This window comes from Extensimonas perlucida, assembly GCF_007655255.1.
GTDB classification, from domain to species: domain Bacteria; phylum Pseudomonadota; class Gammaproteobacteria; order Burkholderiales; family Burkholderiaceae_C; genus Extensimonas; species Extensimonas perlucida.
The window spans coordinates 232096-244590 of sequence record NZ_VMYE01000001.1 but is presented as its reverse complement, the minus strand read 5'-3'; the positions used below and the strand labels follow the sequence as shown (position 1 = coordinate 244590).

General features: G+C 65.2%; 13 protein-coding genes. 4 read left to right on the top strand and 9 right to left on the bottom strand.

Annotated elements, in window-relative coordinates; all coding sequences use genetic code 11:
• Window positions 1-51: 51 nt before the first annotated feature.
• The 9 genes from FK527_RS01350 to FK527_RS01310 form a co-directional block, all read right to left on the bottom strand.
• Window positions 52-1599, bottom strand: coding sequence for an efflux transporter outer membrane subunit (locus FK527_RS01350; protein ID WP_144728911.1), 1548 nt, complete (start codon window positions 1597-1599; stop codon window positions 52-54).
• Window positions 1600-1765: 166 nt separating this feature from the next.
• The gene (gene tsaD, locus FK527_RS01345; RefSeq protein ID WP_246072615.1) at window positions 1766-3019 is read right to left on the bottom strand and encodes a tRNA (adenosine(37)-N6)-threonylcarbamoyltransferase complex transferase subunit TsaD; all 1254 of its coding nucleotides are present in this window, start codon (window positions 3017-3019) and stop codon (window positions 1766-1768) included.
• 34 nt (window positions 3020-3053) lie between these two features.
• Window positions 3054-4448, bottom strand: coding sequence for an ATP-binding protein (locus tag FK527_RS01340; RefSeq protein WP_144728909.1), 1395 nt, complete (start codon window positions 4446-4448; stop codon window positions 3054-3056).
• Window positions 4424-5089, bottom strand: coding sequence for a response regulator transcription factor (locus FK527_RS01335; protein WP_144728906.1), 666 nt, complete (start codon window positions 5087-5089; stop codon window positions 4424-4426). The genes FK527_RS01340 and FK527_RS01335 overlap by 25 nt, the downstream gene beginning before the upstream one ends.
• 11 nt (window positions 5090-5100) lie before the next feature.
• Window positions 5101-5871, bottom strand: a complete 771-nt coding sequence (locus FK527_RS01330) for a COG4705 family protein (protein WP_144728904.1) — start codon at window positions 5869-5871, stop codon at window positions 5101-5103.
• A 9-nt stretch (window positions 5872-5880) separates the two neighbouring features.
• Window positions 5881-6330 (bottom strand): hypothetical protein, encoded by a 450-nt coding sequence (locus FK527_RS01325; protein WP_144728901.1) that lies wholly within the window; start codon window positions 6328-6330, stop codon window positions 5881-5883.
• A 29-nt stretch (window positions 6331-6359) separates the two neighbouring features.
• On the bottom strand, window positions 6360-7142 hold the full coding sequence (locus FK527_RS01320; protein ID WP_144728899.1) for a COG4705 family protein: 783 nt from the start codon (window positions 7140-7142) through the stop codon (window positions 6360-6362).
• A 65-nt stretch (window positions 7143-7207) separates the two neighbouring features.
• On the bottom strand, window positions 7208-7804 hold the full coding sequence (locus FK527_RS01315) for an undecaprenyl-diphosphatase (RefSeq protein WP_144729406.1): 597 nt from the start codon (window positions 7802-7804) through the stop codon (window positions 7208-7210).
• 64 nt (window positions 7805-7868) lie between these two features.
• Window positions 7869-8198: a PepSY domain-containing protein gene (locus FK527_RS01310; protein WP_144728897.1), complete on the bottom strand. Its 330-nt coding sequence runs from the start codon at window positions 8196-8198 to the stop codon at window positions 7869-7871.
• A gap of 258 nt (window positions 8199-8456) precedes the next feature.
• On the opposite strand from FK527_RS01310, the gene FK527_RS01305 reads away from it, so the two are divergent.
• The 4 genes from FK527_RS01305 to FK527_RS01290 all read left to right on the top strand — a co-directional run bounded on the left by FK527_RS01305 (window position 8457) and on the right by FK527_RS01290 (window position 12480).
• Window positions 8457-9083, top strand: a complete 627-nt coding sequence (locus FK527_RS01305) for an ANTAR domain-containing response regulator (RefSeq protein ID WP_144728895.1) — start codon at window positions 8457-8459, stop codon at window positions 9081-9083.
• Window positions 9084-9437: 354 nt separating this feature from the next.
• A complete protein-coding gene (locus FK527_RS01300; RefSeq protein ID WP_144728893.1) occupies window positions 9438-10682 on the top strand; it encodes a CmpA/NrtA family ABC transporter substrate-binding protein in 1245 nt (414 codons plus the stop codon).
• A gap of 71 nt (window positions 10683-10753) precedes the next feature.
• The gene (ntrB, locus tag FK527_RS01295; RefSeq protein ID WP_144728891.1) at window positions 10754-11671 is read left to right on the top strand and encodes a nitrate ABC transporter permease; all 918 of its coding nucleotides are present in this window, start codon (window positions 10754-10756) and stop codon (window positions 11669-11671) included.
• On the top strand, window positions 11668-12480 hold the full coding sequence (locus FK527_RS01290; RefSeq protein WP_144728889.1) for an ABC transporter ATP-binding protein: 813 nt from the start codon (window positions 11668-11670) through the stop codon (window positions 12478-12480). The genes ntrB and FK527_RS01290 overlap by 4 nt, the downstream gene beginning before the upstream one ends.
• Window positions 12481-12495: the final 15 nt, after the last annotated feature.

Here is a 12495-nt window from a genome sequence, read left to right as displayed (position 1 = left end):
AAACAAAAACCAGGAGATGGAGCGCACTAGGTCGGGACAGGCGGCCGGGCCTCATTGCGGCGCAGAGGCGTTCGTCCAGCCGCCGCCCAGCGCTTTGTAAAGGCGTACATGGTCAGCCGCGACGCTGGCCACGCTGCTCGCGACGTTGTCCTGCGCCGTGAGCAGGGTGCGCTGGGTGTCGAGCAAGGTCTGGAAGTCGATGCGGCCGCTGCGGTAGTTCTGCTCGGCCAGCAGCGCAGCGTTGCCTGCGGCCTCGGCGGCGGTCTGCAGATGCGTCAGGCGCAGGCGCTCGTTGCGCAGCGCCGCGAGCGCGTCTTCCACGTCCTGCAGCGCGGTGAGCACGGCGGCCTCGTAGTCGCTGCGCGCCTGCGCGAGCACGGCCTCCTGCACGCGCACCTGCGCGCGCGCGGCGCCGCCGTCGAAGATGGGCGCCGTGACGCTCGCAAGCAGGCCGCGCGTCACGGCTTCGCCCGTGTCCAGCGCGCCGAACGTGAGCGCGCTCAGCCCCAGCGAGCCGGCGATGTTGAAGCGCGGATAGCGCGCCGCGTCGGCCTGCAGCACGCGTGCGAGCGCCGCGGCGATGCGCTGCTCGGCGGCGTGCACGTCGGGGCGCTGGCGCAGCACCACGGCGGGGATTTCGAGCGCCAGGTCGGCGCTCGGCGCCGGCACGGCGGCCGGCGCGGCCAGCAGCGCATCGAGCGCCGCGGGCGCCTGCCCGGTGAGCACCGCGAGGCTGTGGCGCGACTGGTCCAGGCTCGCCTGCAGCGCCGGGATCATCGCCGCCGTCTGCTCGGCCACGGTGCGCGCCTGCTCCACCACCTGTGAGGTGGTCAGGCCCGCCTGCATGCGCCATTCGGTCAGCTGCAGCGTCTGGCGCTGCGTCAACAGGTTGCTGCGCGCGATCGCCAGGCGCTGCTGCAGTCCGCGCAGGTCGATGTAGTTGACCGCCACCTCGGCCGCGAGCGCCACCTGCACGGCGCCCAGGTTGGCTTCGGCGGCGCGCGCGTCGGCCTCGCTCGCCTGCAGCGCGCTGCCCAGGCGGCCAAACAGGTCGGGCTCCCAGCTTGCGTCGAAGCCGGCCTGAAACTGGTTGCTCGTATTGCCCGCAGCACGGCTGCGCTGCGCCGAAGCCGAGGCGTTCAAACTCGGGCGCAGCGCCGCGGCCTGCACATCGACCTGCGCACGCGCCTGCTGCAAGGCCGCGAGCGCGCTGCGCACGCTGGGGTTGGCCTGCAAAGCCTGCTGCACCAGCGTGCTGAGCTGCGCGTCGCCAAAGCGCTGCCACCACTGCGCGAGCGCGGCCGCGTTGCCGGGCAGCAGCGCGGGGCGGGCGGCATCGGCTGAGTTGGGTGAGGCAGGTGCGGGGGCGCCCGGCGCTGGCCCGCCAACGCTCGCATCTACGCTGGCAACCGCGGGCGCCGACCACGCTGCGGGCAGCGCCACCGCGGGCACGGGCTGCTCGGGCGGCACCCAGTGCGCGCAGCCCGCCAGCAGACCCAGCAGGCCCGCGCCAAACGCCGCCCGCCAGAGGGCCTGGGCGCGCGCGCCTGCCCTGCTGCGCGCGGGCAAAGTCGATGTGCGGGTCGATGTGCTGTGCATGGGGCGATTGTGGCGGGCAAATTTATCGCCTCTGGACCCTTGTGGTGAACCCGCGGTAAAGACGCCCGCCAGAAGACTCTTGATTCGATAGCAAAATCATGTGCATGAAACTCAGCAATTGCGCCTTACCATCAAGCACAAGAAGCTATCAAAAAGAGACCGATTTTTATGGATTTTCCGCCTCCAGCGCATCGAGTGGCCAGCGCGGTTTGACGTCGAAGGCATAGTCGGTGCTGGCCTGCTGCCGGCCCGCCTGCAGGCGCATGGCCGCGGCCAGCGCGATCATGGCGCCGTTGTCGGTGCACAGGTGCAGCTCGGGGTAGTGCACGCGCACGCGGCGCGCCGCGCAGGCGGCGTCGAGCTGCGCACGCAGGCGCCGGTTCGCGCCCACGCCGCCGGCCACCACCACGCGCGTGAGGCCCGTCGCATGCAATGCGGCCAGCGTCTTGTGCACGAGCACATCGACGATCGCGGCCTCGGTGCTCGCGGCCAGGTCGGCTTTGCGCGCCTCCAATGCATCACCGAGCTTCTTCGCCTGCGTGAGCACCGCGGTCTTGAGCCCGGCAAACGAAAAATCGAGGTTGCCGCTGTGCAGCAGCGGGCGCGGCAGCGCAAAGGCCTTGGCGTCGCCCTGCTGCGCCAGCAGCGAGAGCGCCGGCCCACCCGGGTAGCCCAGGCCCAGCAGCTTGGCCGACTTGTCGAAGGCCTCGCCGGCCGCGTCGTCTATGGTTTCGCCCAGCAGCGTGTAGCGCCCCACGCCATCGACGCGCATGAGCTGCGTGTGCCCGCCCGACACGAGCAGCGCGACGAACGGAAACTCGGGCGGGTCGGCGCTCAAAAATGGCGAGAGCAAATGCCCCTCGAGGTGGTGCACGCCCAGCACCGGCCGCCCCAGCGCCGCCGCCAGCGCGCAAGCCACGCCCGCGCCCACCAGCAGCGCCCCAGCCAGCCCCGGCCCGCGCGTATAGGCCACCACGTCCACGGCCGCCAGCGGCACGCCCGCCTGCGCGAGCACCTCCTCGGTCAGCGGCAGCACACGGCGGATGTGGTCGCGGCTCGCAAGCTCTGGCACCACGCCGCCGTAGGCCTGGTGCATGGCGATCTGGCTGTGCAGCGCGTGCGCCAGCAAGGCCGGCACGCCACCGCCAGGCTGGCAGCGCACCAGCGCCACGCCGGTTTCGTCGCAGGAGGTCTCTATGCCAAGCACTAGGAGCCTGTCGGACTTTGGGATCGTCGGCTGCGAATGCGCCGCAGCGGCCCATTTTTTACCGTCTTCTTGCCCCATAGTGCCGCTATGGGGCTGCGAATCCGGCAAAAACTGGCCTCGCTGGGGCGCATTCTCGCTATCGACGCCCAAAGCCCGGCAGGCTCCTAGGGCGTCGGCGGGCAGGGCGGAGGGCAGGCTAAGGGGGGCGCTCATAGGGGCGTGAGTGTAGGGCTCGGCCTGGGGGTGCCTAGGAATGTGAGGTGCTAGCAGCCTGTCGGACTTTGAGTGGAATGAAGACGGTGACTTTTGCGCCGCGTTGATTTGCATCGTCCGTGAAGTCGAGTTGAATTTCCGCACCCATGCGACTGGCAATCGTTTGGACGATGGAAAGTCCAAGTCCAGAGCCCATCTGCTCGCTGCCCAGCGTGCGATAGAAGGGATCAAAAACCCGGTTCCGTTCGGCCAGCGGAATACCGGGCCCGTTGTCCTGAATACGCAGCTCTGCCTTCCCGTTCGATACAACCACGGAAAGGTCCACACGCCCCCCTTCTGGCGTGTAGCGGATGGCGTTATCGACCAAATTCTTGATCACGGTGATCATGTCCAACTCGCTCGCCCAGACTTCTGCGTCCTGCGTGCCTTCGACACCGATGTCAATCTGCTTGGCCTCGGCCAGCGGCATGCTGTCTTCCAGCACGCGGCGATAGATGCTCTGAATGGATACCGACGACTTCGGCAAGTCGCTAGCCGACTGCGCCCTGGCCAAGGTCAGGAGCTGATCCAGCAGGCTGCGGCTGCGCGCTATCCCTTGGCGCAGCACTATCAGCCGTTCGCGTGCCTGGCCGGACATTTCCGTTTCTGCCAGCCGTTCCGCTTGCAGCGAAAGGGCGGTCAGCGGCGAGCGCAACTCGTGCGCGGCATCCGCCACAAAGCGGCGCTGAGATTCCATCGACTGACCAACCCGGGCGAGCAGACGGTTGATGGCCACGGCGAACGGGCGCACCTCGATTGGCAGGCGGCGGTCTTCGATGGGGTGCAGTTCCTGCTCGGCGCGCAGGTCAATTTCCTTGGAGAGCGCCGCAATGGGCCGGAACATCTTGCGCACCAGGTCAGCGACGATCAGCAACAGCATTGGCATAAGAACCAGGAATGGCATCACCGTGCGCAACGCCCCATCACGGGCGATCTCATTGCGAAAGCCTGCTTCCTGCGCCACGGCAATGCGTTCGCCGGCAGCCGTCGTCTTGACCAGTACGCGAAAGGCCTGACCGCTGACCTCCAGCGTGTGCAACCCATCGGCCAGTGTCGTCGGCAGGGAAAGTGTGCCACCTGCATCCACGCCTGCCGCAGACGAACTGGATTCCCCCAAGCGCTGGACGATTACGCGCGATTCTTCATCGGCATCCTTGGGCCGGGTATCGGCGGTCGGCGCGGCTGGCGACAGATGCTGACTATCCATAAGCTGCGCCACCTGGCGCAAAACATCGTCCTGTAGCTCATGGGCCTCGTCGAACGCCGACATGAACGAAAAGACACCTGCCACGACGGCCACCACGAAGATGGCCAGCGACAGGGTGAAGGACAGCTTGAGCTGAACCGATTCGTTCAAGCGCCTCTTCAGACCCTTTTTGAAACCATCCATCCGACCCCCCTGACGTTCTTGATGACCTCGCTGCCCAGCTTGCGCCGCAGGGCATGGATCAGATATTCGACAGCATTGCTTTCAACCTCTTCCCCCCAGCCATAGATGCGATCCTCCAGCTCGCTGCGCGAGAGGATGGCCCCCGGGCGTACCAGCAAGGCTTGCAGCAGCGCGAACTCGCGGTTGGATAGTTGCAGCGGAGGGCCGCCATTGACGCTGGCCTCTTTGGTGGCTGGATCGAGCGACACCACGCCATTGCTGAGCACCGGCGCTGCGGTGCCGCCCTTGCGCCGCAGGACAGCGCGCATCCTGGCCAGCAACTCCGCCATCTGAAAGGGTTTGGACACGTAGTCGTCGGCCCCTCCATCCAGGCCGCGCAGGCGATCATCCAGGCCATCACGCGCCGTGATGATGAGCAAGGGGATCGGGTTGTCCTTGGCGCGGAGGTTGGCCAGCACCTCCAGCCCATCTTTGCCGGGCAGACCCAGATCGAGCAGCACCAGGTCATAGTGCTGGCAGCCCAGCGTCGTGAGCGCCGTCTGCCCGTCCTTCACCCAGTCGGCTGCGTAGGACGCATCCTTCAATGCGCTCTGGATCGCGTCACCGATCATGGAATCGTCTTCGACCAACAGAATCCGCATCGCCTCTGTCCTCAATCGGGGGTGAAAGCTCGATGGACGCGATCTATCACCTGAGTGACCAGGATAGCCACAAGCATGAAGGCCAGCAGCGCTGCCGATGCCGAGTAACGGCTCAAGGCCAAGCCCCCTGCGGTCACCGGCTTGTCCAGAAAATCGCCTACCACGGCACCCAGCGGCCGGGTCAGCACGAACGCCGTCCAGAACAGCAGCGTGCGGGATACCCCTGTCCAGAAATAAGCTGCCACGACCAAGGCAAGCAGCCCACTGAACACTAGCGACGCATTGGCGTAGCCCAGGCCCGCCGTATCGGCAGTCCAGTCACCCAGTGCGGTGCCCAGCGTCTGGGAGAACATGATTGTCAGCCAGTAAAACGCTTCCGCCTTGGGTGAGCTGACCGTGCTCGCCGACACGGAGCCGAGGGTGCGATGCCAGACGAAGAGTGAGCCGAGCAGCAGGGCCAGCAGCAAACTCGAACCGCCAGCGTACCCGATCCCGAGCGAACGATCCGCAAAATCGGCCAATGTCGTGCCGACCGTGGTGGTAGCGACGATGGTGCTCCAGTATAGGAAGGGATGGAAACGCTTGGCCTTGACCTGTGCTACCACGGTGGCCAGAAAGATCGCTCCGAAGATGCCCGTGCTGAGCAGGTAACCCAGGTTCATGGACATCGAGACGGCATCGCCGCCGGTTTCGCCAAGCGTCGTGGCGGCAATCTTGATGATCCAGAAGCCCAGCGTGACTTCGGGTACCTTGGCCAGCGCGTGCTCAGTGGCTGGTTTCATGGGGCACGCTCACTTTCCTTGGAGGGCGTCGAAGGTTTTCAGCAGGGCGGCCATCGCTGCCTTGCAGTCGGCCTGACTCGGCGTGTCGGCACGCAGCGCCGCAAGTGATTCGTCGATGGCCTTGTCGAGCACATGCCAGTCATCAGCTGCTCGTGGTTTCAAACCCGCCTCAGCGGAGTCCCATGCGACTTCCAAATCCTTGATGCGAGCTTTGGCAGCGGGCAAGTCTCCCTTATCCACGAGGGCGGCTACGTCGGCAGCAATGCTGCGGAAGGCCGACAGGTCGCCGAGCTTAGAGGCGGATGTGCCTTGCGAGGCCGAGATACTCTGGCCCGGTGTGGTCGATGCTGCGCTCGCGCTGTTCTGATCGGCTGGCTTGGAACAACCGACTGCCAGAGCCAGGAGTACGGCCGCTGAAACAGCGACGACAGAGCGTACGATTGATTGCTGATTGGTCATGCTTTTCTCCTTGTGTAGTGGGAAGCGGGCTATTCAGAGAGCTGGGTAGAGCGGCTTGCGTTCATGCCGATCTGTGCGACAGCCACCAGCAAGACGATCACCGAGAGGAACAGGGCGCTCGTCCACATAGCACCCATGCCAAGGCCGCCATAGGTCTTGGCTTGCGTCAGCAAATCGCCGAGCGCGGCCCCGAAGGGACGGGTCAGGATGTAGGCAATCCAGAAGGTCAACACGGCATTGCCGCCCATGCGCCAGGCGGCGTAGGTGATGCCGATCAGCGCTCCGAAGGCCACCGCTCCCCAGGTAAATCCCAGGCCCAATGCCTCGGTCGCCAAATCGCCAGCAGCAGTGCCCAGCGCAAACGTGCAGAGAATGGCGGCCCAATAGAACAGCTCGCGGCTGCGCGTCACGATGTCGTGGATGGACAGGGTGCGCTCGACCCGATACCAGACGAAGAAGATCGCGGCAAGCGCCACGGCGAACGCCAAGGTGCTGACGTACAGGCTGACGCCGAGGCCATCGGTCAGCAGGTCGGTGATCTGGGTGCCGACCACGCTGACCAGTACTACCGTCAGCCAGTAAATCCAAGGCGTGTAGCGGCGGGTGCGCAACTGGGCAAACAACGCTGCCGCCAGCAAAGCAGCCATCATCGCGCGGGTCATGCCTTGGCCCAAGCCCGCGTTGACCGCCAAATAATCGGCCCCGGTCTCACCCACCGTGGTGGACATGATCTTGATGATCCAGAATGACAGCGCGACTTCCGGAACTTTGTTGAGCCAGCCTGTAGAGCTGCTCGTGGGCAATTTGTGCATGGTGTCTTCCTGTTGAGATTGGGTTGTCGTCAGTTTGAACACGCAGACTTAGCCCGCCCATAGGCTCACTCGCGCACCCATCCCAGCGCGATCAGCGTGCCAAAAATTCTGCGATGGATGCCGCAGGCAAGCCGGTAGCTCGGCTCCAGATACCACCGCACTTCGCGCAACGTCAGCCACGACGAGATTGCTGCGACGGCAGCAGCCCCGAACATATCGAGCGGGAAGTGAACCCCCAGATAGATGCGTGCCCAAGCAATGGGGATTCCCAACAAGGCCGAGCCGATACCTGCGATTCGTTGGCCCCGTTGCAGCATGAGACTGAACGCGACCGCCCACCACAGCGTCAGGTGATCGCTTGGAAATGAGGAATCGGCGACATGGGGAACGAGGGTGTGGCCCAGGCCGATAATGAAAGGCCGGGGATGTGACCAAGCCAGGCCGATGACTTGGTTGATGAGTAGGCCCAGCAATCCCGACGCGGTTGCGACAAGCATCGCCTTGCGGGTGTCCTCGTTGCCGCATAGCCAGCCGATGCCGATCAGGAAGGGGATCGTCCAGATAAACCATTCGGCAAGGAAGATGGCTGGCATCAGCGCCAGAGCGCTGGGATGCTCCGACGCGTTGAGCCAGAGAAACAATGTTTGGTTGAGTGATTCCATGAGGTCTGCGGGCCGGATCGCCGCATAGTGGGGGCGATCCGGCCATCCTTGCAGGTCGTCTGTTTTATTCGTCGTGATCGTCATCGTGATCCGCCTTGTCTTCGGCAGACCCGATGACCGTGCCCTTGTCGGCATCGACCCGAACATCGAAGACCTTGGCTCCGCTGACGACCTCTACGTCATAGACCCAGCCCTGCTTCGAGTTCTCGTACTCGGCGCGCGACGCTTTGCCGTTCGCGTGTTGTTCGGCTACGGTCACGGCCTGGACGAGCGGAATCCTGGCCTTGGTGACGCTCAAGGCATCATTCTCCATGTCGCCTTTGGCGGCGTAGGCGACTGCGCCGGTTGCAGCGAAGACGATGGCCAGCAGGGAAAGTTTGGTGTAGCGATACATGATGTTCTCCAAAAAAGTGCAGGAATTTGCACAGCAAAGAAGGTACGCAACCAGACTTAGCTGCTGCTGAGCGCAATAAAAATTTGTTTCTGCCCAACTTGTCCATGAGGCGGTGCTTCGCACCTATGCGAGCGTTGGTGGACAGCCAACGGTCATTGGGATCACTGCTTCGCCAACCGCCCCGTCATCGTCCCGTGTCCTCATGAAAAATCCCGGTTCTATGCGCATCCCCGGCGTGCTTCTTGCTTTTTTGCGGCGATGACCGAAACCCTGCGCATCGTGGTCGTGGCCCCCGATCTGGCCGTGAGCGACCCTGACGACGAGCACGCCCTGCTGCAGGCCGAGCGTTCGCGCGCGCTGCGCATAGGGCTGCTGGAAAACGGCTACAACCTCGTCGCCACGCTGCCCGCCGACGTGTTCCTGAGCGAGCGCCTGGCCCAGCTGCAGCCCGATTTGATCATCGTCGATGCCGAAAGCGAGGCGCGCGACGCCCTCGAGCACGTGGTGTTGGCCACACGCGCCGCGCGCCGCCCCATCGTGATGTTCACCAACGACGAAGACACCTCGCACGTGCCCGCTGCCGTGGCTGCGGGCGTGACGGCCTACATCGTGGCCGGGCTGGCGCCGCAGCGCATCCGCCCGATTCTGGAAGTGGCCTTGGCGCGCTTTGCCCATGACGAGGCGCTGCGCGCGGAGCTGGCACAGGCGCGCAACGCGCTTTCGGAGCGCAAAACCATAGACCGCGCCAAGGGCCTGCTCATGCAGCGCCAGGGCCTGAGCGAGCAGCAGGCCTACGACAAGCTGCGCAAGCTGGCCATGGACAAGGGACTCAAACTCGGCGAGCTGGCGCAGCGCGTGCTCGACGCAGCGGACTTGCTCGGATAGCCAGGGCATACCCCACGATGGTGCAGTGCACAAAACCCGTGCCCCTCCGCGGTGCCCTGCGCCCGCCCCACGTCCTGCAGGTCTAAATCGCCCAAAGCGCCCATTCGGCGGTCATTAAAAGCTACTCTTTCAAGAGCACACCGAGCGCCAGATAAGACTGGCATGCCGCTTGCTTTGAATAGCCAAGACCAACGCAGGTCTTGCAGGCGGCCCCACCCAACGGCGGGTGGCGGCAGCCCCTTACCGGACAAAGGCGTCCCCATGCGTTTGCGCGCTGCCGCTGGCAGGCGTGAACGGCATGAGGACGCCTTTTTGTTTTTGCCTTTTCAACACCCAACCGAAGGAAGCGCTCCCATGACCGAATTGTTGAAAACCAGCCTTCAGCGCCGCACCGTGTTGCAGGCAGCCACCGTGGGCGCGCTGGGCGCCGGCCCTGCGCTGCGCGCGCTCGTGCATGCCCAGGGCTCCGATGCCCCCGAGAAAAAGGAGGTGAAGATCGGCTTCATTCCGCTCACCGACTGCGCCAGCGTAGTCATGGCCAGCGTGCTGGGTTTGGACCAGAAGTACGGCGTGAAGATCATCCCCAGCAAGGAAGCCAGCTGGGCCAGCGTGCGCGACAAGCTCGTGAGCGGCGAACTGGACTTCGCCCATGTGCTGTACGGCCTGGTCTATGGCGTGCAACTGGGCATAGGCGGCCCCAAAAAAGACATGGCCGTGCTCATGACGCTCAACCAGAACGGCCAGGCCATCACGCTGAGCAAAAAATTGGCCGAGCAAGGCGCCACCGACGGCCCCAGTCTGGCCAGGCTGATGCGCGGCGAAAAACGTGAATACACCTTTGCCCATACCTTCCCCACGGGCACGCACGCCATGTGGCTTTACTACTGGCTCGCGGCCAACGGCATCCACCCGCTGAAGGACGCCAAGGTGATCACCGTGCCGCCGCCGCAAATGGTGGCCAACATGCGCGTGGGCAACATGGACGGCTTTTGCGTGGGCGAGCCCTGGAACCACCGCGCCATCATGGACGGCATAGGCATCACCGCCGCCACATCGCAGGCCATCTGGCCCAGCCACCCCGAAAAGGTGCTGGGCACCACGGCCGAGTTCGTGCAGAAGAACCCGAACACGGCGCGCGCCGTCACCGCCGCCATCCTGGAGGCCAGCCGCTGGATCGACGAAAGCCTGGCCAACAAGAACAAGATGGCCGAGACCATCGCCGCCAAGGCCTACGTGAACACCAGCGTCGATGCGATCAACCAGCGCATCCTCGGGCGTTACCAGAACGGCCTGGGCAAGACCTGGGACGACCCGCTGCACATGAAGTTCTACGACGGCGGCGCGGTGAACTTTCCCTACCTCAGCGACGGCATGTGGTTCCTCACCCAGCACAAGCGCTGGGGCCTGCTCACGGCCCACCCGGACTATCTGGCCGTGGCCAAAAAGGTCAACCGTATCGACGTTTATCAGCAGGCCGCCACCGCCGCCAAGGTGCCGCTGCCCAAGAGCGCCATGCGCAGCCACAAGCTGATCGACGGCGTGGTCTGGGACGGCAAAGACCCCGCCAGGTACGCCGACGGCTTCCAGCTCAAGGCTTGAGAACAGGTTCTGAGCGGCTGCACCCGCCCCACATCCCATCACCCCTCCTTCTTTTCCCCCAGGAGCCTGCCATGGTCAGCGCCGTCTTTCACTCCCCGCCGCACGCCCCTCCCACCGCCGGGCCTGCACCCCAGCCCGCCCAGCCAGCCCCGGCGCCGGCCCGGTCCACGCCGCGCACGCCGCCGGCCAAACCCAATGCGAGTGCCTGGTCACGGCGCCTGTGGCTCGCGCTGCTGCCGCCGCTGTGTGGGCTGGGCCTGCTGCTCGGCGTGTGGGCGTTGGTTTCGACCGCCACCGGGCACAGCATCCCCACGCCGCAGGAGACCTGGGCGCAGGCGCGGCAGGTGTTCAGCGACCCGTTTTACCGCAACGGCCCCAACGACCAGGGCGTGGGCTGGAACGTGCTGGCGTCACTGCAGCGCGTGGCTCTGGGTTTCGGGCTGGCGGCGCTGGTGGGCATTCCGGCGGGCTTCGTGATCGGGCGTTTTCCCTTTTTGCAGCGCATGTGCAACCCCTTGGTCAGCCTGCTGCGCCCGGTGTCGCCGCTGGCCTGGCTGCCCATAGGGCTGCTGGTATTCAAGGGCGCCCACCCCGCGGCCATCTGGACGATCTTCATCTGCTCGATCTGGCCCATGCTCGTCAACACCGCCATCGGCGTGCAGCGCGTGCCGCAGGACTACATGAACGTGGCGCGCGTGCTCCAGCTGTCGGAGTGGAAGATCGCGACCAAGATCCTTCTGCCCGCCGTGCTGCCCTACCTGCTGACCGGCGTGCGCCTGGCCGTGGGCACCGCCTGGCTGGTGATCGTGGCGGCGGAGATGCTGACCGGCGGCGTGGGCATAGGTTTTTGGGTCTGGGACGAGTGGAACAACCTCAACGTCAAGAACATCATCATCGCCATTTTCGTGATCGGCATCGTCGGCCTGCTGCTCGAATACGCCCTCGTCAAGCTGGCCACGGCACTGACTTTCGAAGAGGTGCGCACATGAACGATGCCCTGCACCGCAAATTCATCCAGGTCCAGGGCGTGGCCCAGACCTTCCACACGGCCAAAGGCCCGTTCCCGGCGCTGCGCGACATCGACCTGTGCATTGCCAAGGGCGAGTTCGTCGCCCTGATCGGCCACTCGGGCTGCGGCAAGTCCACCTTGCTCAACCTCATCGCGGGCCTGACCACCCCCACCGAAGGCGTGCTGCTGTGCGCCAACAAGGAAGTCAAGGGCCCAGGGCCGGAGCGCGCCATGGTGTTCCAGAACCACTCGCTGCTGCCCTGGCTGACTTGCTTCGACAACGTGCACCTGGTCGTGGAGCGGGTGTTCGGCGCGCGCGAAAGCAAGGCCCAGCTGCGCGCGCGCACCGATGCCGCCCTGGCCCTGGTGGGGCTGACGCACGCGGCGCACAAGCGCCCCGGCGAAATCTCGGGCGGCATGAAGCAGCGCGTGGGCATTGCGCGCGCCTTGTCGATGGAGCCGCAGGTGCTGCTGATGGACGAGCCCTTCGGCGCGCTCGATGCGCTGACCCGCGCCAAGCTGCAGGACGAGCTGCTGGACATCGTGGCGCGCACGCACAGCACCGTGGTCATGGTGACGCACGACGTGGACGAGGCCGTGCTGCTGTCCGACAAGGTGGTGATGCTGACCAATGGTCCGGCGGCCACCATTGGCGAGGTGCTGAGCGTGCCGCTGCCACGCCCGCGCAGCCGCGTCGCACTGGCCGAAGACCCGCAATACCAACACTGCCGCAAAGCCGTGCTGGACTTTCTCTACACCCGCCAGGCGCATGTCGAACATGCGGCCTGAGCCCGCGCCCCAGGA

Bases quoted from the DNA above. Each gene is read 5' to 3' on its own strand.
- FK527_RS01350 (WP_144728911.1), bottom strand. From the start codon at position 1,599: ATGCACAGCACATCGACCCGCACATCGACTTTGCCCGCGCGCAGCAGG.
- tsaD (WP_246072615.1), bottom strand. From the start codon at position 3,019: ATGAGCGCCCCCCTTAGCCTGCCCTCCGCCCTGCCCGCCGACGCCCTA.
- FK527_RS01340 (WP_144728909.1), bottom strand. From the start codon at position 4,448: ATGGATGGTTTCAAAAAGGGTCTGAAGAGGCGCTTGAACGAATCGGTT.
- FK527_RS01335 (WP_144728906.1), bottom strand. From the start codon at position 5,089: ATGCGGATTCTGTTGGTCGAAGACGATTCCATGATCGGTGACGCGATC.
- FK527_RS01330 (WP_144728904.1), bottom strand. From the start codon at position 5,871: ATGAAACCAGCCACTGAGCACGCGCTGGCCAAGGTACCCGAAGTCACG.
- FK527_RS01325 (WP_144728901.1), bottom strand. From the start codon at position 6,330: ATGACCAATCAGCAATCAATCGTACGCTCTGTCGTCGCTGTTTCAGCG.
- FK527_RS01320 (WP_144728899.1), bottom strand. From the start codon at position 7,142: ATGCACAAATTGCCCACGAGCAGCTCTACAGGCTGGCTCAACAAAGTT.
- FK527_RS01315 (WP_144729406.1), bottom strand. From the start codon at position 7,804: ATGGAATCACTCAACCAAACATTGTTTCTCTGGCTCAACGCGTCGGAG.
- FK527_RS01310 (WP_144728897.1), bottom strand. From the start codon at position 8,198: ATGTATCGCTACACCAAACTTTCCCTGCTGGCCATCGTCTTCGCTGCA.
- FK527_RS01305 (WP_144728895.1), top strand. From the start codon at position 8,457: ATGACCGAAACCCTGCGCATCGTGGTCGTGGCCCCCGATCTGGCCGTG.
- FK527_RS01300 (WP_144728893.1), top strand. From the start codon at position 9,438: ATGACCGAATTGTTGAAAACCAGCCTTCAGCGCCGCACCGTGTTGCAG.
- ntrB (WP_144728891.1), top strand. From the start codon at position 10,754: ATGGTCAGCGCCGTCTTTCACTCCCCGCCGCACGCCCCTCCCACCGCC.
- FK527_RS01290 (WP_144728889.1), top strand. From the start codon at position 11,668: ATGAACGATGCCCTGCACCGCAAATTCATCCAGGTCCAGGGCGTGGCC.